The 24221-nt window shown below is 40.6% G+C and carries 23 protein-coding genes and 1 pseudogene; 11 read left to right on the top strand and 13 right to left on the bottom strand.

The window, feature by feature from the left end; all coding sequences use genetic code 11:
- Positions 1-154 precede the first annotated feature (154 nt).
- Entirely contained in the window at positions 155-283 is a 129-nt protein-coding gene (locus ACT3S9_RS12890) for a hypothetical protein (protein ID WP_444750962.1), read from the top strand.
- A 67-nt stretch (positions 284-350) separates the two neighbouring features.
- On the opposite strand, the gene ACT3S9_RS12885 is transcribed toward ACT3S9_RS12890, so the two are convergent.
- The 6 genes from ACT3S9_RS12885 to ACT3S9_RS12860 all read right to left on the bottom strand — a co-directional run bounded on the left by ACT3S9_RS12885 (position 351) and on the right by ACT3S9_RS12860 (position 6931).
- Complete coding sequence (locus ACT3S9_RS12885; RefSeq protein WP_441835840.1) at positions 351-2921, bottom strand: M1 family metallopeptidase; 2571 nt, start codon at positions 2919-2921, stop codon at positions 351-353.
- Between the two features lie 94 nt (positions 2922-3015).
- Positions 3016-3693, bottom strand: coding sequence for a hypothetical protein (locus ACT3S9_RS12880; protein WP_441835839.1), 678 nt, complete (start codon positions 3691-3693; stop codon positions 3016-3018).
- An 81-nt stretch (positions 3694-3774) separates the two neighbouring features.
- Positions 3775-4125, bottom strand: a complete 351-nt coding sequence (locus tag ACT3S9_RS12875) for a DUF2750 domain-containing protein (RefSeq protein WP_444750961.1) — start codon at positions 4123-4125, stop codon at positions 3775-3777.
- A gap of 46 nt (positions 4126-4171) precedes the next feature.
- Positions 4172-5140 (bottom strand): IS30 family transposase, encoded by a 969-nt coding sequence (locus tag ACT3S9_RS12870; RefSeq protein WP_086959932.1) that lies wholly within the window; start codon positions 5138-5140, stop codon positions 4172-4174.
- 395 nt (positions 5141-5535) lie between these two features.
- Positions 5536-5817 carry a peptidylprolyl isomerase gene (locus ACT3S9_RS12865; RefSeq protein WP_441835837.1) on the bottom strand — a complete coding sequence of 94 codons (282 nt, stop codon included), beginning with the start codon at positions 5815-5817 and terminating at the stop codon, positions 5536-5538.
- Positions 5818-5962: 145 nt separating this feature from the next.
- Entirely contained in the window at positions 5963-6931 is a 969-nt protein-coding gene (locus tag ACT3S9_RS12860; protein ID WP_444750711.1) for an IS30 family transposase, read from the bottom strand.
- A 528-nt stretch (positions 6932-7459) separates the two neighbouring features.
- On the opposite strand from ACT3S9_RS12860, the gene ACT3S9_RS12855 reads away from it, so the two are divergent.
- Together ACT3S9_RS12855 and ACT3S9_RS12850 are read left to right on the top strand one after the other, a co-directional pair.
- Positions 7460-7945, top strand: coding sequence for a GNAT family N-acetyltransferase (locus ACT3S9_RS12855; RefSeq protein ID WP_441835836.1), 486 nt, complete (start codon positions 7460-7462; stop codon positions 7943-7945).
- Positions 7946-8065: 120 nt separating this feature from the next.
- Positions 8066-8203, top strand: coding sequence for a hypothetical protein (locus ACT3S9_RS12850; protein ID WP_444750960.1), 138 nt, complete (start codon positions 8066-8068; stop codon positions 8201-8203).
- Between the two features lie 99 nt (positions 8204-8302).
- Here the strand turns inward: ACT3S9_RS12850 and queG are convergent, their stop codons facing one another.
- From queG to ACT3S9_RS12835, 3 genes are all read right to left on the bottom strand, one after another.
- Positions 8303-9430 (bottom strand): tRNA epoxyqueuosine(34) reductase QueG, encoded by a 1128-nt coding sequence (gene queG / locus ACT3S9_RS12845; RefSeq protein ID WP_441835847.1) that lies wholly within the window; start codon positions 9428-9430, stop codon positions 8303-8305.
- 338 nt (positions 9431-9768) lie between these two features.
- Entirely contained in the window at positions 9769-10467 is a 699-nt protein-coding gene (locus ACT3S9_RS12840) for a glycerophosphodiester phosphodiesterase (protein ID WP_441835835.1), read from the bottom strand.
- On the bottom strand, positions 10467-11330 hold the full coding sequence (locus ACT3S9_RS12835) for a DMT family transporter (protein ID WP_441835846.1): 864 nt from the start codon (positions 11328-11330) through the stop codon (positions 10467-10469). The genes ACT3S9_RS12840 and ACT3S9_RS12835 overlap by 1 nt, the downstream gene beginning before the upstream one ends.
- 184 nt (positions 11331-11514) lie before the next feature.
- On the opposite strand from ACT3S9_RS12835, the gene ACT3S9_RS12830 reads away from it, so the two are divergent.
- Entirely contained in the window at positions 11515-11646 is a 132-nt protein-coding gene (locus tag ACT3S9_RS12830) for an SMR family transporter (RefSeq protein ID WP_441835834.1), read from the top strand.
- A 58-nt stretch (positions 11647-11704) separates the two neighbouring features.
- On the opposite strand, the gene ACT3S9_RS12825 is transcribed toward ACT3S9_RS12830, so the two are convergent.
- Positions 11705-13248 (bottom strand): IS3 family transposase gene (locus ACT3S9_RS12825; RefSeq protein ID WP_225736794.1). Its coding sequence is split into 2 segments (ribosomal slippage): positions 11705-12795 and positions 12795-13248, totalling 1545 coding nucleotides; the frame shifts between segments, so codons are not numbered across the junction.
- A gap of 212 nt (positions 13249-13460) precedes the next feature.
- Between ACT3S9_RS12825 and ACT3S9_RS12820 the strand changes: the two genes are divergently transcribed.
- From ACT3S9_RS12820 to ACT3S9_RS12790, 7 genes and pseudogenes are all read left to right on the top strand, one after another.
- Positions 13461-14678, top strand: a complete 1218-nt coding sequence (locus ACT3S9_RS12820) for an IS4 family transposase (protein ID WP_444750800.1) — start codon at positions 13461-13463, stop codon at positions 14676-14678.
- Positions 14679-14702: 24 nt separating this feature from the next.
- Positions 14703-14952: pseudogene (locus ACT3S9_RS12815) on the top strand (LuxR C-terminal-related transcriptional regulator); the annotation flags it as partial.
- A 180-nt stretch (positions 14953-15132) separates the two neighbouring features.
- A complete protein-coding gene (rnr, locus tag ACT3S9_RS12810; RefSeq protein ID WP_441836614.1) occupies positions 15133-17601 on the top strand; it encodes a ribonuclease R in 2469 nt (822 codons plus the stop codon).
- Entirely contained in the window at positions 17598-18338 is a 741-nt protein-coding gene (rlmB, locus tag ACT3S9_RS12805; protein ID WP_441836615.1) for a 23S rRNA (guanosine(2251)-2'-O)-methyltransferase RlmB, read from the top strand. Before rnr ends, rlmB begins: the two co-directional genes overlap by 4 nt.
- A 122-nt stretch (positions 18339-18460) precedes the next feature.
- Complete coding sequence (locus ACT3S9_RS12800) at positions 18461-18961, top strand: transposase (RefSeq protein WP_444750828.1); 501 nt, start codon at positions 18461-18463, stop codon at positions 18959-18961.
- Entirely contained in the window at positions 18958-19803 is an 846-nt protein-coding gene (locus ACT3S9_RS12795; protein ID WP_444511517.1) for an IS3 family transposase, read from the top strand. The genes ACT3S9_RS12800 and ACT3S9_RS12795 overlap by 4 nt, the downstream gene beginning before the upstream one ends.
- A 146-nt stretch (positions 19804-19949) precedes the next feature.
- Positions 19950-20624, top strand: a complete 675-nt coding sequence (locus tag ACT3S9_RS12790) for a tRNA-uridine aminocarboxypropyltransferase (protein WP_441836380.1) — start codon at positions 19950-19952, stop codon at positions 20622-20624.
- Positions 20625-20720: 96 nt separating this feature from the next.
- Here the strand turns inward: ACT3S9_RS12790 and puuE are convergent, their stop codons facing one another.
- Genes puuE through guaD form a run of 3 tightly spaced genes read right to left on the bottom strand, consistent with a single transcriptional unit; the run spans position 20721 to position 24221 of the window.
- Positions 20721-21650 (bottom strand): allantoinase PuuE, encoded by a 930-nt coding sequence (puuE, locus tag ACT3S9_RS12785; RefSeq protein ID WP_441836379.1) that lies wholly within the window; start codon positions 21648-21650, stop codon positions 20721-20723.
- 4 nt (positions 21651-21654) lie between these two features.
- Positions 21655-22854: a urate hydroxylase PuuD gene (locus tag ACT3S9_RS12780; protein ID WP_441836378.1), complete on the bottom strand. Its 1200-nt coding sequence runs from the start codon at positions 22852-22854 to the stop codon at positions 21655-21657.
- A 2-nt stretch (positions 22855-22856) separates the two neighbouring features.
- The gene (gene guaD / locus ACT3S9_RS12775) at positions 22857-24221 is read right to left on the bottom strand and encodes a guanine deaminase (RefSeq protein ID WP_441836377.1); all 1365 of its coding nucleotides are present in this window, start codon (positions 24219-24221) and stop codon (positions 22857-22859) included.

Below are 24221 nucleotides of genomic sequence, written 5' to 3'. Positions count from 1 at the left end.
GATTTGATCACAGATTCGAAGTAATAATCAAGTTAAGTATGATCTTGCCCTGCATCCTAAAATAATAATTCGGCCAATATTTGAAATTTTTAATGACGATTTTTCAGCGCTTGATGGTGTAGCGCGTATTGATGGTTTTTTTCATAGTAGTGAAATGACGCGTTTTCCGACTCGTATATTTAAAAGTGCGAAACCTATTCACTATGGTTTAGCTTACAAGATCACCTCGCGCGAAGGCGCAGATGCATTTATTACTAAGTTAGTGAATACGATTTCTCAGTAATATATAAAAAGATACAAATAAAAACGGCAAGCGAGTAGCTTGCCGTTTATGCTTTTAAGGTACGTAGTTAACGCTTTAAGAAGTTATTGACTGATTCAAGCTCGCGCTCTTTGAGTGCGATACAAGTATTTACACTTTCTTCTAATTTACTTAATGTCCGAGCATAACCTGGGACTTCACTGATTTTATCAGTAAAGAACTTTTGTGTTTTTTGTAAGCTTGCCTCACTACAACCTGAAGTGGTGAAAAACGGTAAGTTAGGCACAAAAAACGGGGGTAGCTGAGCAACTACATTATCGTAATTAGCGTAAATCCAGTTGATGAATAAGGTTTCACGCGCATCGGTATACGCTTGACCAGACATAATGGTACGCATATCAGAGGCGGTTACTTCATCTGTTAAGCTATATTCAAGCACTGCATTTTGTAATTCTGGTTTACCAAAATAGCTCATTGCAGCAAGCATTTTAGTACGCACTTGTGGATCTTTCGTGGTTTTGAAAGTATTTTTATAAACGTCTAGTAAGGCTTTATCACCATGCAAAGCCGCTAAGTTTAAATAAGTAGATGCTAAGTAAGGGTCTACTTTCTCAGGGTTATTTAAATACAGTTGGGCTTGCACCTTTGCGGTATTGATCACACTTTGATCTTCGCCAGCAAAACCTAGCTGAGCAACAACTTGGCCTCTTAGCTGTGAAATACCCGCATCTTCACCTTCTTTTGCTGTTAAACCGTATTGCTTAGCTGCGGGTGTAATACTTTTACGAATAAACTCAGGCCATAGCTCTTTGTTGCTTCCATCTTCAAAAGTACGCTTTTTCGATGCTAAGTAACCCAGCGCTGTATTTGCAACGCGCGGGTGTTTGTCGCTAACAAAGGTTTCTAATGTTTGCATTAAGTGCGCGGCTGATATTACTCCTGCATCAAGTAATGCATCCGCAGCTGATAATAGCGCTAAGCGCTCACGTACACTGAGGTTTGTAGCCGCATTATCGATTAACGCAGCAAATTGCGGCTCATCAAGCACCCAGCGGTAATAACCAAGCGCACCTTGATCTGGATAAATCCACTCAGGTGCAAACTCAAGCTCTACTTTTTGGTTTTCTTTGGTTAGTAAAATATTGGCTGTTTTTACTTTATCCCCTGCACCATATTTAATCGCAACGGGTACATTCCATAACTGTGCAGGCGCATCAACACCGGCGTTAGTAAAGCGGCTCTGGTTTATGGTGATTGATTTACCTTGTTGGTTTACTTTTAGCAGTGGAAACGAAGATTGCTCAATAAATGACTTTAATACACTCGCTACGTCTTTATTTGAGGCTTTACCCAGTGCCTGCCATAAATCGGCAGCTTCAGCATTTTTATACGAAAACTCTTTAAGGTAAGCTTGAATACCTTTTTGAAAAGCATCTTCACCAATCCAGTTTTCAACCATGGCGAGTACTGAACTGCCTTTGCTGTAGGCAAGACCTAAACCATCCATAATGTCTGCTTCGGTTTTAATCGGCTTACGAATAGGCTTGGTGCTTAAACGGGAATCTAATGCCATTACTTTGTTTTGTGGTAAGTCTAAGTGCGACTCAAACTCAGGATTAAGTTGTGCGGTAATTTTAGCCGCCATCCAGCTTGCAAACGCTTCGTTTAACCATAAGTCGTTCCACCATTTCATCGTTACTAAGTTACCGTACCATTGGTGAGCAAGTTCGTGAGCAATAATAGAGATATTACGCTCTTTTTTGCTACGAGTTGCTGTGGCTAAATCAACTAATAGAATATCTTCACGGTAAGTGACTAATCCCGCATTTTCCATTGCACCGAATGGAAACTCAGGTACTGCGACTGAATCGAGCTTTTTATACACATAAGGAATGCCAAAATAATCCTCTAATGCGCTAAGTACTTTGGGTATGTTTTGTTCGGCGTATTCACCTAAATGAATTTTACCTTGCGGAGTAATTACGCGACCTGGAACTGCCATATCTTTTATTTCACGCTCTTCAAATGGGCCTACAGCCATTGCCACTAAATAAGAGGGAATTGGTGGTGTTTTATCAAAGAAGTGAGTGGTCATATCCTCATTAACTACGGTTTTAAGCTCTGGCGTATTGGCGTACACTTTTTGTGAGCTTGGCGCAGTAATGGTCAATTGAAAAGGGATTTTATAGCTTGGTTCATCAAAAACCGGAAATGCGCGGCGTGCATCACTCATTTCAAATTGGGTAAATAAATAAGGAACCCCTTGATCAAGGGTTTTATATAAACCAACACTTTGGCGATTATAAGGTGCGGTAAAATCAATTTTTAAAGTATATTTTCCTGGCTGGATCTGCTCATCACAGCTAAATTTTACTTTACCTGTTTTCAGCATTTCGGTACTTAAATCGCAATTTTCATCACCGAATAGTTGCGCCATTTGAGTAGCGTAATCAACACCGTTTAGCTCAATATATTTGGTCGGTTTTAGTACTTCAAGGGCTATTTCGGTTTTACCGCTAAAAGTATCTTGTGCAGGGTCGAGCGTAAGATCAACGTTTTGTGAACTTGGTTTAGCAAGTTTTTCAATAACAAACTCATTGGCATTTGCTGAACTTACCGCTAAGGCAATACTGAGTGTTAGTAGGCTTTTAATGAACATAGGAGTCTCTGATAGTTTCTTGTTAGAATGTATACAAAGCCATCCTATCAGTTTTTTATTAATTGAGTAATGAAGAACTTAGTAACAAAACTTGTCAGTCAGATTGCCTTGAAATAAAACGTTGCCAATGTAGTTGCGGGTTAACTACCCTAATTTGTTGGATGATTAAGTTAAGGCTGTGGGTATCGGTAAAAGCATCGTTTGAGTAGTTGTTAAAACCCATTAAATAATTAAAGGCGTCTTTATTGGCTGCTTGTAACGCGTAAATACGAATTTGCTGCTCAAAGTTAAGCCTAAGGCTACTAATGGCGGTTTTCATTCCAAGCTGATCAATACTGGGTATATTGCACTTTTGTAAGTAACCTGCGCGCTCGCCTTCACCTGAAAACCAAATTCGTACTTTTTCACTATAACGGCCAGATTTAGCAGGCAAGTCAAATAGTAATCGAGTATGGCCTTTGAGCTTTAGCATTTTTATATAATCACTCAAACCTGCATCAAATAGCGCCTGATGAATAGGTACTAATCGGGCTTTTATTTTTCCGCTAGTATGAAAATGAAAGCAAGGAATTGTAGTGTCGCAAAGATCACTAAGTGTTAAATGGCCAATTTCATCACTATATGCACCACTATAATAGGCAATAAGTGGTAGCCAAAAGTGCCAGTGCTTAGCTTGTTCATGGGGTAAGCGCTGGTCACCATAAATATAACCATGATTAATAGTGTGCAATTCCATAGCGGAAAAAGGCCTGCGGCCGAGATGGGATTTCAATTTAATACCTTGAAAGCAAAAATACTCGCTAGTTTATTGCAAATTTTATTAAACAAATAAACTAGCGAGTTTAAAGTAGGGTTATTCGCTTAATGCACGGGCAAGGCCTACCGGCTCTATTTCTATGCATACTTGGTCATCATTCCAATTTAAGCCAACTAGGGCATCATCAATTTTTAAGTCTTCAACCCATTCATCTAAAAACTCAACAACACTAATTTCAACAGGGCTGTATCCTGCCCACTCTTCTTTACATTGCGCTTTAGCGCTGGCTTCACTTTCCCACAGAAGTAATACATCAGCGTTTTCAAACTGGTTTGATTCGCAAACTACAAAGCCACCATCTTCTGCACCAAGTGCCCAAAGTTGCTCGCTAAGGCGTACTTTTTCAACAAAACTGACTAGTTCAGATTCAATTTCAATATCACTCATGCTTTTTACCTTTTATATTCTTGAATTCAAGTATTAAGTGCAATCATTATGCAGCCACCAGAACTTCTGATTGCCCCGTAAATAATTCATGAGGGGTTTTATACCCTCTTGTTTTTCTTGGCCGATGGTTGAGCTTATCAACTGCCGCCTGTATCTCTGCTTCACTTAGCGCCATAAAGTCAGTTCCCTTGGGGAAGAAGCGTCTAAGTAAGCCGTTGGTATTCTCATTTATGCCCCGCTCCCATGATGAATAGGGATGAGCGAAATACACATCAGCTTCTAATTTTTGTGCAACATGCTCATGGTGAGCAAACTCTTTTCCATTATCTAACGTCACGGTAATAACCTTACCTTTATATGGTGTCATACACGTGATCAGCGCATCGGCTGTTATTTTCGCATGCTTGCTTTCAATTCTGTGAACGACTGTATATAACGTTTTACGTTCAACCATTGTGACAAGCGCATTTTTACGCCCTTTACCTATCACTGTATCGCCCTCCCAATCACCAATCCTAGACTTTGAATCCACAATACTTGGGCGTTCATCAATGCTGACTCGATTAACTATCTGTCCACGTTTATCATAGCTTCCATAGCGTTTTTTATACTTTTTACATGCACGAGTGAGTGTCTTATGTAGCTTGCCACCACGAGCCTTGTCTCTGTAAATATATTGATAAATTGTTTCATGATGTAAAACGACCTGTTTCTCTAAAGCTAAGCGGCCTGCCACTTGCTCAGGGGAAAGTCCGTCATGCAACAATTTATTAATCCAGTGAGTGACGTCCTCTGTTAACTTACTTGCTTTGAAAGATGACTTACGTCTTTGTTCAGCAAAGTTATTGGCTTGGTTAGGCCGATAGCCTTTAAGTCCTTTATTGCGTTTTAGCTCTCTAGAAATAGATGACGGTGAACGAGTTAGTTCTTCAGCTATCTGCTTTTGGTTATTTCCTGCTTTTATTAACGCGTAAATCTGGTATCTTTCTTCTTGTGTCAGCTGTTTATATTTCATTAAAGCAATTTCCTTTGGCGAGAAAATGGCCGAATTATAACAGCTGGCCATCTAATCTGAGAAATTGCACTTATTATCCGAATTTAGGATTAGTTACGTGGACTGGTTTGCTTGGCGCTTTTTTTAGGCTATATGTTTGCAACGCAATTAACTGAGAAGTAGCGTTAAACTCAATCAAGTAAGCAGTATCACTATTCATAGCCTTTAATTTTTATCAGTTAAATGACTATTTAAATAGTTTAATGTTTCAATAACTAGTTCATTTGTAGATTAAAATTATTTTATCATTCTTAATATCAAAACCAGAGTGTTGGCACAATAAAATTTTTACTCAAAAGAAAGCCGTACTCAATAAATGAACACGGCTTATATCGATTAAATTATAAATTGTACATTTACTCAGTACGGCTTGTTACTTCTAATAAGTGATAACCGAACTGTGTTTGTACTGGGCCTTGCACTTGATTAAGTGGCGCAGAAAAAACAACCTTATCAAACTCTGGTACCATCATGCCTGGACCAAACTCACCTAGTGCACCACCGTCTTGGCCAGACGGACAGTTTGAGTGTTCTTTGGCAAGCTCTGCAAAGCCTTCACCTTGCTCTATTTTGCTTTTTAAGTCTAAGCATTGCGCTTCGCTATCTACTAGTATATGTCTTGCACTTGCTACTGCCATAAATTCTCCCATTTAATTGTGGTGTATTTTTAACCATATTTACCGTTAGTCTAGTCTACTTGTTACTACATGTACCAGTTTAAATTTAAATATCTTAAATAGCCTTTTTAATAGCTCGCGGATTCAAATCTGAAGTGCATAACGTTTAGGCGGCTTTAGCCGCCAAGTGATCCTGCATCAATTTTGCAGGCGTTTCAAATCCAAGTGTCTTCCTCGGACGATTATTAAGTTGCTCAAGTACTGGTATAACTTGCGCTGGTGTTACCGCCTTAAAATCGGTGCTCTTCGGCCAATACTGACGTAGTAATCCATTCGTGTTTTCATTCAATCCGCGCTCCCATGAGTGATAAGGGTGAGCAAAATAAACAGGAACACTTAAAGCCTCTGTGATTTGCTCGTGATAAGCGAACTCTTTTCCATTGTCAGCCGTGATGCTATGAAGCGCTGACCTATATGGCCTTAATAGCTCTATCGTCGCCGCAGTGACGGCTTGTGCTGTTTTGCCTGCCACCTGAGTTGATACAGTGAATTGGGTGACCCGCTCTACAATGGTAACAAAGGCGCCTCGATGACCTTTGCCTATGACGGTATCTATTTCCCAATCTCCGATACGACCTTTCTCATCAACTATTTGTGGGCGCTCTTCAATGCTAACGCGATTTTTTATTTGCCCTCGGTTTGTTTTACCATGACTGCGCTTGTGATATTTCTTACCGTGTCGGCGCAGATGTAGGTATAACTCACCACCTGCTTTTTTATCTTCCCAGATATACAGATAAATGCATTCATGGCTGACAGACAGTTCACTTTCTTTGCGTAACCATCCCGTTATTTGTTCAGGACTCCACTTCTCATTAAGCTTCTGGGTAATTAAAGCTATCATTTCAGGTGTCATCTTAAGCGGTTTTCTTACACTTCTTCGGCGAAACAAAGCCCGCTCATGAGCTTGTTTGTGTCTGTAACCTCGCTTACCTGTATTTCTAGAAAGCTCTCTTGAAATCGTAGATTGCGATAAATTAGTTAGCTCAGCAATACTTTGTTGCGTAAAACCGCTTTTCTTTAGAACGGCGATCTGGCATCTTTGCGCATAGGTCAGTTGTTTGTAATGTCTCATTGTAAAATCTCTTGCCGGAGAAAAAGCAGTTAGTTTATGAGCAACTGACCACTTAATCTAGCCAAAACAAGTTATGCACTTACAATTTGAATCTAGGGCTGTAATTAATTTATCAAAATTGGGCTTAGTCTCACTATTAAAACGCCCAACTTGCTTGTGGTCAACATATACAACATATTTCTAAAAGTTCCAGCTGTGAGCTCGTTTGTATATTAAGGTGTTTAATATAGTGTCGGTATCATGGTTATGTCGCTCGCTGGCGGTATTCACGGCTAATAATAGTCTGTTTTTTATTGGTATAATAAATCAATGCTTTTTTATAGTGCGGCTTATGTAGTGTGACTTTGACAAAGTCATCGTTTTTAGTTGGCTATTTTGTACTGGTTGCTTTTCATCAGTTTATAGGGAGGCGTTAAGAAGGGCACTTATAAGCATTATACTTTTAAAAGAATGGTTATCAGAGCTAGTTATTTAGGCTAAATATACGCTATTATCAGACATCTTGAACAACACTATTTTTAAGTTTATATGTCTATTCGTCTAGCTAATCAAGCTGACTTGGCTGCAATTGTAGCTATTTATAACGAAACTATTCCGTCGCGTATGGTTACCGCGGATACTGAGCCTACCACCGTAGATGAAAAACAAGCTTGGTTTGACAGCCACAATGAGCGCCGACCTATTTATGTTTATGAGCAAGCAGAGCAAGTGAGCGCTTGGCTTAGTTATAAGTCATTTTATGGCCGTCCAGCTTATGACGGTACCGTTGAAATAAGCATTTACCTTGCGAGTGCAGTCCAAGGGAGAGGGCTCGGTAAACAATTGCTTACGTTTGCTGAACAACAGGCCAAGATGCTTAATATTAGTGTATTGTTGGCATTTATTTTTAGCCATAATATACCCAGTATAAAACTATTTCAGCGCTTTGAATATCAAACGTGGGGAGTGCTACCAAATATCGCAACTATGGATGGACAAAAATATAGTTTAACCATATTAGGTAAGAATTTGTAAAATATTAAGTTTAAAAACTAATTATTTCAAATGGTTAATTTAAAATAACAGGCGATATCCTGCCTATAAAAAATTATAGGTTATGCTTTTATTATGAATGAATAATAAGCGTAACGTGTTGTGCGGCATATTTTAATTGTAGGCAGTAATAGCCTAGCTATACGTGTTAAAGTTCTGTTAGAGTTGATTGGTTGTACCGTTGAGTTACTTCATTTCTCAATGTTGGAAGAAGATATCTCTTATGGTCGTTTGATTTAATTTTATCGCTCATGGTGTGCCGCTAGGTACTGTAAAAATAATATTGGAACATAAAGAGCTAAATTTAGCTTTATTGCTTGAGCGCTAATAATACTGATATTAGGCGTCGCGAGGTAAGCCTTTTTCGACGATACGAATGAGCCGAGCGGTTTTCCTAAGCTGTTTGGCTTTTTTGTTTTGCTGCTGCTCAAGCGCCCAGTCTATATGCTCAATAACCAGTTCACTAGATTGCTCACGAATTTGATTAAGTGTATCAATTATAGTTTGATCAAACTCGGCGTTACCTAATCCTACAGCTATGTTTCGGCGCCAGCGTTGATGACCAATACGGCGGATTGGGCTGCCTTCAGTATTTTTTAAAAAAGTGGCTTCATCCCAGTTGAAAAGCTCTATTAAATCTTTATCTTTTAGCTGTTTTCGTGGGTGAAAGTCGGCTTCATCAGTTAGCTGCCCATAGCGATTCCAAGGACATACTAACTGGCAGTCATCGCAACCATAAATTCGATTACCCAGTAATGAGCGATACTGCTCAGGAATAGCGCCTTGCAGCTCTATCGTTAAATAAGAAATACATTTACGGGCATCAACAACATAAGGTTCAACAATAGCGCCAGTAGGGCATAAAGTCATACAGGCAACACATTTACCGCAGCCTTCAAATTCATTGGGTTTATCAACGGGCAGGGGAATATCAACAAATAATTCCCCTAAAAAGAACCACGAGCCGGCCTCTTTATTGATCAATAAACTATGTTTACCCTGCCAACCAAGTCCTGCTTTTTCGGCTAATTGGCGCTCAAGTACGGGGGCAGAGTCAACGAAGGGCCGAAAACCCAATTCGCCTACTTCAAGCTCTATTTTTTGGCCTAGCTTTTTAATACGATTACGCATTAACTTGTGATAATCACGGCCAAGTGCATAACGACTTATGTAGGCCTGATCTGTATTTTTGAGTGTTTTAGCAAAGCTTGCATCAGGGGGGAGGTAGTTCATTTTTACTGAAATCACCCGCTGTGTGCCGGGTACTAGTTCTGCGGGGCGTGCGCGCTTCATACCGTGCGAAGCCATGTAGTCCATATCACCGTGATAACCTAAATCTAGCCAGCGCTGTAATTGAGCTTCATGTTTAGTTAGGTCAATATCAGTAATACCGACCTCGCTAAAGCCAAGCTCTTTGCCCCACTCTTTTATTTGCTGAGCGAGTTGCGTGTAATCAGGGGCTGGCATCGTCACGGGTGTATAACCATAGTTGCAAAATAACACCGCAATTTACCACATATACCCAAACCATCTCAAGATGCGAGCGTCGTTGGGGTTAAAAGCGATTTAGGCAGGTATTAATTGCAGAGTATGATTATTTCTTATTAAAACCAATAATGCAGTATAAATCACTTTTAAACCAATTATTTGGGAATTTCACAGGTACTCACTCTCTTCGGTATTACTTCTTAAAAGGCACTGCCATTTTTACTAAGTAACGCCTTGATATTAGCCTCTGTGAAATGCTGAACTCAGCATTTTTAGATAGTTTAGGTAAGTCACAAGAAGTTAATATCTTCACTGATTTAGAGCGAGTTTAAAATCATTTTGGTATTACACGGATAATTGGTAAAAATACCGTCCACGCCATAATCAAGCATCAGCTCGATGTCTTCTTGTTTATCAACTGTGTAGGCATAAACTTGTAAACCACGTTGTTTTGCGTCAGCAACAAATTCATGGTTAATAAAGTTTTTGTCTATGTGAATACTAAACGCATGTAACTGCTCAGCAAACTCACTATAATGAATGGGGATAGATGACGTTAACGCGCCAATTTTCACCCAAGGTAACTTTTGCTTAAGCCACATTAATTGATGATGATCAAACGAAGACACCAACAGGTTGTTACGAGATAGTTTATTGTCAGCCACATTCTCTTCAATTAGCTCCACAAATTTATCTAAAGAAAAAGTATGCTTAAGCTCTAAGTTAAGTATCGTTTTATCGTCAATCCAATCGATAGTTTGTTGTAAAGTTGGTACAAACTCACCTTTTCCGGCATCAAATTGTTGAATTTGTTCTCGGCTTAACTTATTTACTTTACCACGCCCGCTGGTGGTGCGATCGAGCCATGTATCATGAATGATCATGTAATCATCAATACAGCTTTGTACGTCTATTTCAATACCGTCTACTTCAACTTCGACGGCGGCTTTAATGGCACTTTGAGTATTTTCGGGGTGAGTACCACTTGCGCCGCGATGGGCGAATACTTTTATCATTATTTCTGTTTCCGTGTAACTGACCATGTTTCGTAAAATGCTGCACTAATGACTAAAGCTCCACCGACTAAAGTCAGTAATGAAGGTTGTTCATGTAGCAATAAAAAAGCTAAAAAGGTGCCATATAGTGGCTGCAAACACGATATAAGCCCTGCAGTGGAAGCTGATAAGTACTGCAAACTTGCTGCAAATAGCGAATGCGGTGTTGCTGTAAAAATAACGCCAGCTACGACTAATAAGCCTAAATCATAATGTGATACTTGCATTATCGGCACTTCAATAAAGGCGCATAACAACAGCGTTGCTACCCCTGTCTGGTAGAGCATCGTTTGCGGGCCCGAATATTGGCTAAAGTATCGTTTATGAATGATGTTTCTAAATGCAAATAAACAAGCGGATAGAATTCCAGTCACAATACCAAGAGTTACTTCATCGCCAAAATTACTCCATGGTACGAGCAAGCAAATACCAAGCATGACTATAAGCGCACTAAGTAAATCTTTTATTTTAGGGGTTTTAGCGTGAAAAAATGGTTCAATAAACACGGTGATAACAGGGTAAGTAAAAAAGGCAATCATGCCGATGGTGATGCCAGCCATTTGCATACCTGCAAAATAAGTCACCCAATGTAGTCCCACCGTGACGCCTAAAAAAAGTGCGACAGCGTAATCTTTACTGTTAGTAAGCTTAATTGATTTCTTTTGCGCAAGCAGTAACAATAAAATAGCGAAGCCTGCAACAGCACTGCGATATACAGTAATATCCAACGCATTGAGATTGATTAATTTAGCAAACAAAGCAGTGCCGCCAAATAAAAGTACAGCAATGTGTAAATACATTAAACTTTGCTGCTGTGGTTGCATATGCATACATGTACCTTTTTTATATTAGCACTTGAGTTAAAATCAAAGTTACTAATTGTGTCGTTTTTTGTATCGAGAGTTGTGATAAGTGCCCGTTTTATAGATGACAATTTACACTACACTCAACGGTTATTAAAAGAGATAGTTAATGTATTGAGTTAGATAAATTAAATTGAGAGCCAATATGAATAGTGCCGCGTTGATTGGTTTATTAATCGCAGGTATTTATGAAGTAGTTTGGGCACCAGCTATGAAGCAATCTAATGGTTTTACTAAGCTTTGGTCGAGCTGCTTAGTAGTCACTTTCCGAGTATAAACGTTGTGATAATAACTACTTTTCGGTGTTTGTCAAACTAGTTGTCGCGATCACTACGTTATGCACTCTCAGCCTTGACACTATTTTGTTCAGGGTTTAAGTACACTTCTTTTGGTAAATCCCAATTACGGATATTACCGCTCCAGCGCTCAGGGTGAGCATCTTTAGCACCTTGATAAACTTCTTTTCTATTAGCCAATATGTCACCCGCTAATCCTGAATGCCTTTGATGTGGGCTGACGTATTTGATGCCACTATGTTTGTGGTTAAAATTATACCAGTGGCTAAATTTCAACACCCAACTACGCGCCTCATCAATTGTTGAAAACCCTTTATACGGATAGTCAGGGCGATATTTACACGTTTTAAATATCGACTCAGCATAAGCATTATCATTGCTCACCCTAGGACGATTAAAAGACGACACGACACCTAAACTATAAAGTGTTTCAAGCATTGATGAGCCTTTCATTGGGCTTCCATTATCCGAATGCAGTACCAGAGGATTATCTTTAACTCCTTCTTTTAAATGAGCTTTCTTAATTAATATTGATGCATTTTCTGCTGATTCGTCATCATGAATTTCCCATCCAACAATCTTTCGACTAAATATATCGAGTATCAAATATAAATAAAAATGCAGCCCTTTAGCGGGGCCTGGTAACCAAGTAATATCCCAACACCACACTTGGTTTGGCCCTGTAGCACAGTGTGTCGTCGGTACTTTTCTCTCTTTTATCTGACTACGTCCGCGAGCGTTTTGCTGTTTTTCTTCATGAAGAACACGATAATATGTTGATTCAGAAGCAAGATAAATACCCTCATCTGCTAATGTAGGGACGATTTGGCTTGGTGGTAAGCTCTTAAAATCATCGCTATTAACGATGGCTAATATGTTATCTCTCTCTGCTTTTGATAGCTTATTTTTTGGCTCAGGGCGCTGAGATATTGGTCTACCATCTGTTTTTATGTTCCCGTCAACAGTCCAACGTTGATACGTCCGGACACTGATCCCAAGTTCACGGCAAGCTTTAAACTTTGGCGCACCAGAACTCACAGCTTCATTAACTAGTTTAACTGCTTGAATGCGAGCTGAGTCGAGGATCATTCGTCCTCGGCTTCCCCCCAGATCGCATTTGCTTTTTTTCTTAACACCAATAGTGCTGCGGTTTCAGCGAGTGCCTTATCTTTTCGACGTAGCTCCTTTTCTAATTGATTGATCTGTTTTTTATCTTTCTTTGTTTCGGTGGAGAAGGCTTTTTCTTGCTCTTTAACGTTAGCGTTTGCATCTATACACGCATTTCGCCAAGCCGATACTTGTTCCACATAAAGACCTTTGCCTCGGCAATATTCCGCTAACTCAGCTTGATTTAAAGAGGCTGTTTCCAACACGACTGAGAATTTATTTGCTGATGACCACTGCTCAGCATTCTTTCCATCACCTGGCACTAAATGCCCCTTATCAATTGCTTGTTTTCGCCAATTATACAAGGTTGATTCACCAATCCCCATCTCGATTGATAATTGGGCTATTGCTATATTATTTGGAGGCATCATCTTCTGAAGAGCCGACTCTTTGCTTTGCGCTGAATAATGTTTCATTGTTACTCCACGCCCTCTGTTTAATGGTTGAATATTAAGCGCGACAACTAGTCTGACAGAGAGGGTTTTCACGGGGTGGGTATATTCGTCGTTCAATGGCGGATGGCGTAAAAGGGCTAAAGTATCCCCAAAATTAGCCTTTATATATCAATGAACTAATAGTGTTAAAAAATATGGGTAGTGAGGGAACATTCATGGTGTTTTGTGATCTTATGAATCGCTTAAAAACAACAGAACTAAACACCATGAATGCGTCTACTATTTTGCACAATATGCTCCGCGCTGTCACCCCTAACTCTATTCATAAAGCCAGATTTAATACTCTAGTCGCTGCCGTTAAATCTCTTTTGCACTGTCAGCAATGCACCTTGACATCTATTGGTCGCAATTTGGATTCAAAAACAACTGAAAAACATGATATTAAGCGTATTGATCGACTACTCAATAACCACGAGCTTTTGCGTGAATCGACATCGGTTTATGTTCGCTTAAGCCGTTTTGTGGTCACTGAAAAGCATCCCGTCATATTGGTTGATTGGAGTCATGCAGATACACAAACCAAATACTGTATTCTGCGTGCTAGCATTGTCAGTGAAGGTCGCTCTTTGACCTTATACCAGGAAAGTGCATTCAGCTTTCAATATCATTGCCCAAAAGTACAAAAACGGTTCTTGAAGATGCTCAAACTGATCTTGCCGAGTGATTGTCGGCCCGTTATTGTTACGGATGCGGGCTTTAAAGTTCCTTGGCTCAAAGCCGTGCGAAACAATGACTGGCATTATATTAGCCGAGTTCGAGGTACGGCACACTTGAAAACGCAGGGCAGCGATGAGTTTGTTCCATGCCAGTCACTATTCAAGAGCAATCAACGTAAGAGCCAGTATCTTGGCGCGACCGAGCTGACCAAAAGTGCAAAATATCAAACGCATGCAGTGTTGGTTGGCAAGGGACATAAGTTATTAAAAAGAGATAAAGAACGCGGTTATAAAGAGCCTTGGCTACTCGTTTCTTCACTTCCAAAAAGGCACCATTTTCTCGAAAAAGTGCTCAAGCTATATGGTATGAGAATGCAGATAGAGGCAGGGTTTCGAGATCAAAAAAGTGTTAGATTCGGCTTAGGCTCAGATCTGCACAGAACGAACAAACTCAATCGATTAGACATACTTTTACTGCTCGCAACTCTGGTTCATTGGTTCTCAATGATGCTGGGGGCAGTGATAGACAAAGCAGGAAAGACAGGCGCTTTTCAAGCTAATTCAACCAAAAAAAGACGAGTAGTGTCATGGGCATTTGTTGGGCTGCGATACTTCAAAAAACAGTCCATTAAACTGCGACGGCGAGATTATTTGGAAGGGCTAGCCTATTTCGTACAGGTGGTAGTGAAACTCGATTGGAAAAATATGGATGTGAGTGATGTAATTGAAACTTAATGATTATTTCTGGGGATCCCTTAGGTAAAAGGGGTCGTTTTAAAATAAGCATCGAGTGATTACTTGATTACAACGTTAAAAAAATCATACAGAACAAAAAGTAATAGCGCCTGAGCTTGTTTAAGTGCTTTAGAAGGTAACGAACCACCGTTCAAATAAAGAAGAAAAAGCATTAAAACTTAGTGGTGATGGGTTGAAAACTACTGATATCGCCGCAAGGTTATATTTAAGTGAGGGCACTGTACGTAATTATTTATCAGAGGCTATCGCTTAATTAAATGCCAGCAACCGAGTTGATGCAGCACGTATAGCCAAACAAAAAGGGCGGTTATAACGTTAAATTTTGCAGTTTATGACTGCCAAATAGGCTTTATTAAAAGTTTCATAGCTTTTGCCTGTCTCATTGTTCGGTTATGGGTTAAAATAACAACATAACCAATTAACAAGATAGTGAATGTCAAACCAAGATCCCAATCTCAGTCGAGAACAAGAAAAGTACGAAAATCCTGTCCCAAGCCGTGAGTTTATACTTACTCATATTAAAGACCGTGCAAAACCAGCCAATTTCCAGCAATTATGCGAAGAAATGGCGGTAAATGATGACGAGCGTCAGATTGCTTTTAAGCGGCGCTTACGTGCTATGGAACGCGATGGTCAACTCTACTTTACTAAGTTTAAATGTTACGCCTTAATTGACGAAGCAGGACTTACGAAAGGTAAAGTAATTGGTCACCGAGATGGGTTTGGCTTTTTAGAAGTTGAAGGCGAAAGTAAAGACTGGTTCATTGCCAAGCATCAAATGAATATGGTGCTTCATGGTGACATTGTACTAGCTAAAGGCACTAAACGTGGTTCTGGCGGTAAGTGTGATGCACGTATTATAAAGGTGCTCACTAATGAACGTGCGCCTATTGTTGGCCGTTATTTTGTTGAGCACGGCATTGCCGTGGTTGTGGCAGAAGATCCTCGGATAACGCAAGATATTGTTATTTTACCAGGCACTGAAAACGGTGCGCGCCATAATCAGATGGTACAAGTGCAAATTACCCAAAACCCAAGCCGCAATATGAACGCAGTAGGTAAAGTAATTGATGTACTTGGTGAGCATTTAGCCCCGGGGATGGAAATTGAAGTGGCACTGCGTAACCATGATATTCCACATGTTTGGCCTGAAGCAGTTGAAAAACAAGTTGCTCACCTTGGCGAGTTTGTTGAAGGAGCCGATAAACAAAACCGCGTTGATTTACGTGACTTACCGTTAGTTACTATTGATGGTGAAGATGCCCGCGATTTTGATGATGCCGTTTATTGTGAACGTAACAAATCGGGTGGCTGGCGCTTATGGGTAGCTATTGCCGATGTATCGCATTATGTAGGTATGAACACACCGTTGAATAAAGAAGCGATTGAACGTGGTAACTCAGTATATTTTCCTGAGCAAGTTATACCGATGTTGCCTAAAGTTTTATCAAATGGTTTATGCTCATTAAACCCTGATGTTGATCGTTTATGTATGGTCGCAGAAATGATGGTATCAGATGAGGGTAAGCTTTCTGGCTATCGTTTTTACGAAGCAGTAATGAACTCCCACGCGCGCTTAACTTACACTAAAACCAATGCTATTTTGCAAGGCGACGAAAGGCTACGTAAAGAATACGCTGATGTCGTACCGCACTTAACTGATTTACAGCAAATGTACATGGCGCTTAAATCAGCTCGTCAAGAGCGCGGTGCAATTGAGTTTGAAACTCTCGAAACTCGTTTTGTATTTAATGCTCAGCGTAAAATTGAATCTATTGTGCCAGTGGTGCGTAACGACGCTCATAAATTGATTGAAGAATGTATGATTTTAGCCAATGTATCTGCGGCTAAAATGCTAGAAAAACACAAAGCCAGTACGCTTTATCGTGTTCATGATGAACCCGACGGTGAAAAGCTTGGTAACTTTAGACAGTTTTTATCTGAGCTCGGTATTGAATCAACATTGAGTGATGAACCAACACCGAAAGAAATAACCCATGTACTGGCAAAGCTTGGCGACAGGCCTGAAGCTGAACTTATTCAAACGATGCTGCTGCGCTCAATGAAGCAAGCGGTATATCAAGCTGATAATATCGGGCACTTTGGTTTAGCGCTGGGTGAGTATGCACACTTTACTTCACCAATTCGCCGCTACCCTGATTTAGTTGTGCACCGCGCTATTAAAGGTATCTTACAAGCGCAAGGCATGAAAACCTCCGGTGACTATGTTTACAGTGATGACGAAGTTGACCAATTAGGTGAGCAATGCTCTACCACTGAACGCCGGGCTGATGATGCGACCCGCGAAGTAGCTGATTGGCTTAAATGCGAGTTCATGCAAGACCATGTTGGAGATGAGTTTGAAGGGGTTATTTCTTCAGTGACTAACTTTGGCTTGTTTATTCGCCTAAATGATTTACAAATTGACGGTTTAATCCATGTCACTAATTTAGGCAATGAGTATTTTCAGCATGATGGCGCAAAGCACTGTTTGATTGGTGAGCAAACCCATAAAGTTTACCGTTTAGGTGATAAAGTAACTGTTCAAGTGGCCTCGGTTAGCTTAGACGAACGCCGTATAAACTTAACCTTAAGTGGCGATGTGGCGCAAGATCGTTATTCACGCCGCCGTAATAATGACAAAGATGGACATGCGCCGGCTAGTGTACGCTCGCAACTGAAATCCGGTAAAGTACCTGGAAAGAAAATCGACGGCAAAGAGTCGCGTGGCCATAAAGGTAAAGCCTCCGATACTCGTAAAGGTAGAAAGAAGCCTGCCAGTCGAGCTAAAGCGACTGACGGCGGGACCACAAAAAAAACTAAGAAAAAGACTGTTAAAAAGCCGAAAAGGCCCGGAAGAAACGCCCGCAAAAGTAATAACTCAGGAGCAGATAATACGTGAGTAATGAATTAATTTTTGGCTTTCACTCTGTTGAAGCAATTTTATCTAAAGAGCCTGAGCGTTTTGTAGAAGTTTATGCCCTTAAAGGTCGCGATGATAAACGCTTAACCCCGATTATTAATGAGGCACGTAAATTTGGTATTTCAGTACAGTTTATGCAGCGTAAAGCGCTTGATAACAAAGCTAAAGGTGAGCAGCATCAAGGTGTAATCGCAAACGTCAAAGCAGCACCAACGTTTAATGAGAAAGATCTTGATGTGATCATTGCCCGTGAAGATACTCCGTTTTTACTGGTGCTTGATGGTATTACCGATCCGCATAATCTAGGAGCATGCTTACGTAGTGCTGACGCTGCAGGCGTTCACGCAATTATTGTACCTAAAGATAAATCAGCCAAGCTTAATGGCACAGCGCGTAAAGTTGCTTGTGGTGCGGCTGAAACCGTCCCCCTTATTCAGGTTACTAATCTAGCGCGTACTTTGCGTGAAATTAAAGATGCGGGTGTTTGGGTGGTGGGCACTGCCGGTGAAACAAACACTCATTTATTTGATGCGAGCTTAACCGGACCAATGGCTATAGTGATGGGGGCTGAAGGAGAAGGAATGCGTCGTTTAACTCGTGAGCACTGCGATTTACTGGTAAAAATCCCTATGGCTGGCACTGTATCAAGCTTAAATGTGTCTGTAGCCACAGGAGTATGTTTGTTTGAAGTGATGCGTCAGCGTAATGCTGGTTAGTTAACGAGTTAAAAAGTTACCTAGGGTAAGGATTAGATTATTAATCTGAGCCGAAAACTAAAAAGCCGATGCTATGAAGTGACCCCCAATAGTTGGACAGTCCAATTACTGGGGGTCTTTTTATGTCCAAACATCATCGAGCTTTTAAGCTCAAAGTAGCTGAGTTCGCTTTATCTGAAAGCTCTCTGGCGATAGGTAATAGATTTAATGTTACACAAAGGCAGGTCCGATATTGGACCGCTGTTTATCGAATTCATGGCGCTGAAAGCTTCAGGTCTGTTCACAAACCTTATTCTCAAGCATTTAAGATAGAAGTGTTAAAATCGATGGCAGCTAACAGTTGGTCACTCAGCTATACCAGTGCGTTCTTCGATTTATCGTCCCCAGGTATTCTTTTTCAATGGCAAAAGCTTTATGCTCGCGATGGTATATCCCGTCTCCAACCACAGAAAAAAGGTAGGCCAACCATGACAAATAATTCTTCTTCATCAAAACCAGTAGAGCAAATGACTGAGGAGGAGTTACGAGAAGAGTTAGCATACTTACGAGCAGAGAATGATGTGCTAAAAAAGTTAGAAGCCTTGGCTCAAGCCAGAAAGAAAAAAGCAAAGACAAGACGATAGTCGTCGAAGAGTTCAAGGCAAAACATAGCTTACGACATCTATTAAAGGCCACGGGGTTGGCGAAGAGTGTCTACTATTATCATCGAACTACATGTGAGCAGCCCTGCGCCAACAGTGATTTACTCGTAAAAATACGTGATATCTATCACACGCATAAAGGGCGATATGGCTATCGCAGAATTACGAGTGCCCTAAGAAAAATGGGGGTACTCGTTAATCATAAGCGCGTTCAACGTCTAATGAATGAGTTAGGCCTTAAGTCAAAAGTAAGGCCTAAGCGCTATAAATCTTACAAAGGTGAAGTGGGTAAAATCGCAGAAAATACGCTTAACCGCGAGTTTACTGCGCAGAAGCCTAATCAAAAATGGGTAACGGATGTGACGGAGTTTAAAGTGGATAATGAGAAGGTATATCTATCGCCTATGATTGACTTATTCAACCAAGAGATAATCAGTTACGAAGTAAGAAAATCCGTTGCGCTTCCCTTGGTAACTGACATGCTTAAAACCGCAACGGCTAAGTTGAAGCCGAACGAGAAGCCGATAGTACACTCAGACCAAGGATGGCAATATCAAAACAAGCAATATCAAAAGCACCTTAAAGAAAAAGGGTTAAAACAAAGTATGTCTAGAAAAGGAAACTGTTTAGATAACGCTGTTGCTGAAAATTTCTTTGCCATACTGAAAAGCGAGATGTATCACAACGAAACGTTCAAGGACGCGAATGAACTCATTGAAAACATCAAAGAATATATCCACTATTATAACAATGAGCGTATTAAGCTGAAACTAAAAGGCCTGAGTCCGATACAATATCGAAATCAGGCCTTGGCTGCCGCTTAGAAATGAGTCTAACTTTATGGGGTCACTTCAGCTATGTGTATCGGCTTTTTAGTTTGTTTTGTACTATACGCAAAAAATAAGATTTTATTGTTATTAGTCGCTACACTAGGCGGGAATTATTTTAGGGAATTTATAGGGTTTTAACAGTGAAAAACGCGGTACTTGCATTACGTGCACAGCAAATAAGTGAATCTCGTCGTGAGTTTAATGCCCGTGGTGGGAAGATGGTTCGCTGTGAGCGCTGTTTGTTGGCAGAGCATTACTGTATTTGTGAGGGGATAGAGCAAGCCCGCTGTAACGCTGCGGTATGTTTATTAATGTATCACAATGAAAGCTTTAAACCTTCTAATACTGGGCGTTTAATTGCTGAAATAATACCTGATAACTATGCCTTTCGCTGGGATAGAACGCAGCCAGATGCTGACTTGTTGTTGCTGTTAAATAACCCTAAGTATCAGCCGGTTGTTATTTTCCCTGCCAGTGATGTAGAGCCTGAACGCGTGATCACTGAGGTTAAAGTTGCCCCTAGTAAACAGCCTTTATTTATCTTTTTAGATGGTACATGGCGTGAAGCTAAAAAGATGATACGAAAAAGCCCATACTTAGATAATTTCCCCGTCCTATCTATCTCGCCAGAAAAGGTCTCTGACTATCGCTTACGTATTGCGCCTCACGCACACCAGCTCGGTACGGCAGAGGTGGGCATTATGGTTTTAGCACTAGCGGGTGAAGACGATGCGAGAAAAAAACTGGAAGATCACTTTATCCGGTTTCGTGATGCTTATTTATTGGGTAAGAGAAATAAAGGTAGGCCGCTTTAACTAAAACGACCTACTCTTGTTGTAAAGTGATGCCTTGATGTTAAGAGATCTGTGGAGCGCTGAATTCTACATATTAAGGTAGTTTGGATACTGATATCATTCACAATAAGGGTGAGTTTCATGCCAATGTTTGGCAATGTCTAAACGGGTTGCAAACCATACATTTTCAAACGAACGAGCGTATTCAAAAAAACGCGCTAAGGCTTGAATACGCCCTGGGCGACCTACAATTCGACAATGTAAACCAATCGACATCATCTTCGGTTTATTTTCACCTGTTGATGAGCCTTCTTGATATAGGGTGTCAAAGGTATCCTTTAAGTAATTATAAAACTGATCCCCAGCATTAAATCCTTGAGCTGCGGCAAAGCGCATGTCATTCACATCTAAAGTGTATGGGACGATTAACTGTGGCTTACCTTGTTTGGTGCTCCAAAAAGGGAGGTCGTCGCTGTAATCATCAGCGTCATATAAAAATGAGCCGTTTTCAGCTACTAATGCTGCGGTGTTGGGACTCGTACGACCGGTATACCAACCCTGTGGTTTCTGGCCTGTGAGTTTTGTAATGATCGCGATTGCCTGTTGCATATGTTCGCGTTCGGTCTCTATATCGATATGTTGATAGTTAATCCAACGTAAGCCGTGACTGGCTATTTCGTGACCAGCTTCTACGCAGGCCTTAGCTACGTCAGGATGGCGCTCTAGTGCCATTGCAACAGCAAATAAGGTAATGGGAATATCATACTTTTTAAATAATTTTAATAAACGCCAAACGCCGGCACGCGAACCATACTCGTAAATAGACTCCATACTAATATGGCGCCCTTCAACATGTGGCGCGTTGATTATTTCAGATAAAAAAGTTTCAGCTGCTGTATCTCCATGCAGTACACAGTTTTCCCCACCTTCCTCATAATTAAGCACTACTTGTATGGCAATCTGTGCTTTGTTAGGCCAGTTTGCATGAGGAACTTGGTTTGCATAGCCAATTAAATTTCTTGGGTAATCTTCAGTTGATTTACTCATATAATTATCCTTTTTTGAGTGCAGACAACCAAGCGTCTAATGTTTGGCGTTCTTCATCAGTCATTTGCGTCATATTTGCCAAGGGCATATCTTTAGTAATAATTGCCCGAGTATGAATAAGGGCACTCACTTTTTTAGCTTGTTCAATTGAGTCTAACTTAAAGCCTAAAGGCGCTGTTTGAAATAACTCAGAGCGAGGGGTTTGACTATGGCACTCACTGCAGTGGGTATTAATTATATTCCATGCTTGAGCATCTGTTATGGTATTACCAACCTGTGATGATGAAGAAGCTGTTTTTGGCCATGGAGCAATGGCTAGCATCACGACTAAAAACGCGCCGATACCACTAATGAAAACAGATGGCTTATTAACACCTTGGTGTTTTAAATTAAAGTAATGACGTATCCACATACCAACTATAAATAACGCAATGAGAATTAACCAACCTAGGTCATGACTGTAGGTGAAAGGGAAGTGGTTACTGAGCATTATAAAAATAATAGGTAAGGTGGCGTAGTTATTATGTACTGAACATTGCTTTGCTTTTAAACCTGGCGCAGAGTCCGGAATACGGCCGGCTTCGATTTCACTCACCATATAGCGCTGGCCTGGCATGATAATGTGATAGACGTTGCCGGCCATACAGGTACCAATCAGCGCTCCTACGTGAATGTATACGGCGCGGTCGCTAAATAATTGATCGATTCCCCATGTCCAAAGGGCTAATAAACCAATGGCAACAATACTAAAAGCGATGCCTTTTTCGACCAGCGGGCTTTTACAAAGTAATCGATATACGCCATAGCCTAGAGCAATAAGTGCCAGTGATGAGCCAATTGCGGTAAATTTACTTAACTCACTTTTGCTTGCATCAAGTAGATAAATATCCGCACCGACATAATATAATAGGCTAAATAATAATACGCCGCTGATCCATGTTGTGTAGGCTTCCCACTTAAACCAATGGAGTGTGCTAGGCATTTTCTCGGGGCCATTTTGGTATTTTGCTACTTCATAAAAACCACCACCGTGTACAGCCCATAAGTCGCCCTTAATACCTTTGTCTTGCTTCCACTGTGGTGGGGTTTGTAAGTTATTATCTAGCCAAACAAAATAAAATGAAGCGCCAATCCAGGCAATGCCCGCAACCACATGAAAGTAACGGAACATTAAGTGAGCAAGCTCAAATAAGTAATTTTCCATGGTTAAGCCTCTTTAAGTATAGGAGGTTGAGTAACTGAAAACGGGTCGTTTAAGTCACGTTGATAAACACAATCACCCATAATATAAGTTTGTTCAATACAGCGGTCATCGCCGAGCATCATCATTGCAAATAGTTTTTCGTGTAGTGTTTTAGTATGACCGATTCTGAACTTTAAAAAGGAGGTTGCTTGGTAATCAATAACAATAAAATCAGCCTCGCAGTGAGTTGCAAAGTTACCGATAGTGCCCTCTAAATCGAGGGCTCGAGCACCGCCTAGCGTTGCTAAATATAAGCCTTTAAAAGCAGAGAATTTTTGACCTTGTAATTGTTGTATTTTATAAGCTTCATTGGCGGTTTGAAGCATGGAAAAGCTTGTGCCAGCCCCAATATCTGTGCCCATACCAACGTTTACGCTATGCTCTTCGCAAGCTTTTAAGTTAAACAAGCCAGAGCCTAAGAATAGGTTTGATGTAGCGCAATGTGAGAGCGCGGCATCATTATCAGCTATACAACATAGCTCACGATCGGATAAATGAATGCCATGGGCAAATACTGAGCGTTTACGAACCATGTTTTCTTTTTCATAAACAGCTAAATAGTCTTCGGCATCGGGAAATAACCCTTTAACCCAGTCACACTCATCTGTGTTTTCAGACAAGTGCGTATGTAAATATGTGTCTGGGTATTCAGTTAATAGCTGGCTACATTTTTGTAGCTGCTCAGGTGTTGAGGTAGGGGCAAAGCGAGGAGTCACAGCGTAGCTTAGTCTGTCGACATTATGCCATTTCTCTATTAGCGCTTTTGATTCATCGTAGCTACTTTGTGCACTATCAGATAAATCATCAGGGCAGTTGCGATCCATCATCACTTTACCTGCAATCATACGTAGGTTTCGTTTTTGTGCTTCACTAAAAAAAGCATTAACTGATTGCGGGTGTACCGTGCCAAATACCATCGCTGTAGTTGTGCCATTGCGCAATAGCTCATCTAAAAATATTGTTGATACTTCTTGAGCGTAACTTTCATCTGCAAACTTTTTTTCGGTCGGAAATGCATATTCAGTTAGCCAACTAAGCAGTTGCTCGCCGTAGGCGCCAACCATTTCAGTTTGCGGTAGGTGGATATGGGTATCAATCATGCCCGGCATTATTAATTTACCATCATGTCTAGTTATGTCTACGGACTCATCAAGGTGTGCCAAGATATCTTTTTCAAAGCCGACCTCTACTACTTTGCCGTTTTCAATAACGAGCGCGCCCTGTTCAAAATAGCGGTGGGCGCTTTGGCCACTAATTGCCGGATCGTCTATGAAATCTAATATATCACCACAAATTACTTTGCTGTCTTTATTATTAAAGATACTCAC

The sequence above is a fragment of the Pseudoalteromonas sp. AOP31-A2-14 genome, from assembly GCF_052378035.1.
Classification (GTDB): Bacteria; Pseudomonadota; Gammaproteobacteria; order Enterobacterales; family Alteromonadaceae; genus Pseudoalteromonas.
Note: the sequence above shows the minus strand (reverse complement) of the source record. Positions and strands in the feature narration are given on the sequence as shown.

Bases quoted from the DNA above. Each gene is read 5' to 3' on its own strand.
- ACT3S9_RS12890 (WP_444750962.1), top strand. From the start codon at position 155: ATGACGCGTTTTCCGACTCGTATATTTAAAAGTGCGAAACCTATTCAC.
- ACT3S9_RS12885 (WP_441835840.1), bottom strand. From the start codon at position 2,921: ATGTTCATTAAAAGCCTACTAACACTCAGTATTGCCTTAGCGGTAAGT.
- ACT3S9_RS12875 (WP_444750961.1), bottom strand. From the start codon at position 4,125: ATGAGTGATATTGAAATTGAATCTGAACTAGTCAGTTTTGTTGAAAAA.
- ACT3S9_RS12870 (WP_086959932.1), bottom strand. From the start codon at position 5,140: ATGAAATATAAACAGCTGACACAAGAAGAAAGATACCAGATTTACGCG.
- ACT3S9_RS12865 (WP_441835837.1), bottom strand. From the start codon at position 5,817: ATGGCAGTAGCAAGTGCAAGACATATACTAGTAGATAGCGAAGCGCAA.
- ACT3S9_RS12860 (WP_444750711.1), bottom strand. From the start codon at position 6,931: ATGAGACATTACAAACAACTGACCTATGCGCAAAGATGCCAGATCGCC.
- ACT3S9_RS12855 (WP_441835836.1), top strand. From the start codon at position 7,460: ATGTCTATTCGTCTAGCTAATCAAGCTGACTTGGCTGCAATTGTAGCT.
- queG (WP_441835847.1), bottom strand. From the start codon at position 9,430: ATGCCAGCCCCTGATTACACGCAACTCGCTCAGCAAATAAAAGAGTGG.
- ACT3S9_RS12840 (WP_441835835.1), bottom strand. From the start codon at position 10,467: ATGATAAAAGTATTCGCCCATCGCGGCGCAAGTGGTACTCACCCCGAA.
- ACT3S9_RS12835 (WP_441835846.1), bottom strand. From the start codon at position 11,330: ATGCAACCACAGCAGCAAAGTTTAATGTATTTACACATTGCTGTACTT.
- ACT3S9_RS12830 (WP_441835834.1), top strand. From the start codon at position 11,515: ATGAATAGTGCCGCGTTGATTGGTTTATTAATCGCAGGTATTTATGAA.
- ACT3S9_RS12820 (WP_444750800.1), top strand. From the start codon at position 13,461: ATGAATCGCTTAAAAACAACAGAACTAAACACCATGAATGCGTCTACT.
- rnr (WP_441836614.1), top strand. From the start codon at position 15,133: ATGTCAAACCAAGATCCCAATCTCAGTCGAGAACAAGAAAAGTACGAA.
- ACT3S9_RS12800 (WP_444750828.1), top strand. From the start codon at position 18,461: ATGTCCAAACATCATCGAGCTTTTAAGCTCAAAGTAGCTGAGTTCGCT.
- puuE (WP_441836379.1), bottom strand. From the start codon at position 21,650: ATGAGTAAATCAACTGAAGATTACCCAAGAAATTTAATTGGCTATGCA.
- ACT3S9_RS12780 (WP_441836378.1), bottom strand. From the start codon at position 22,854: ATGGAAAATTACTTATTTGAGCTTGCTCACTTAATGTTCCGTTACTTT.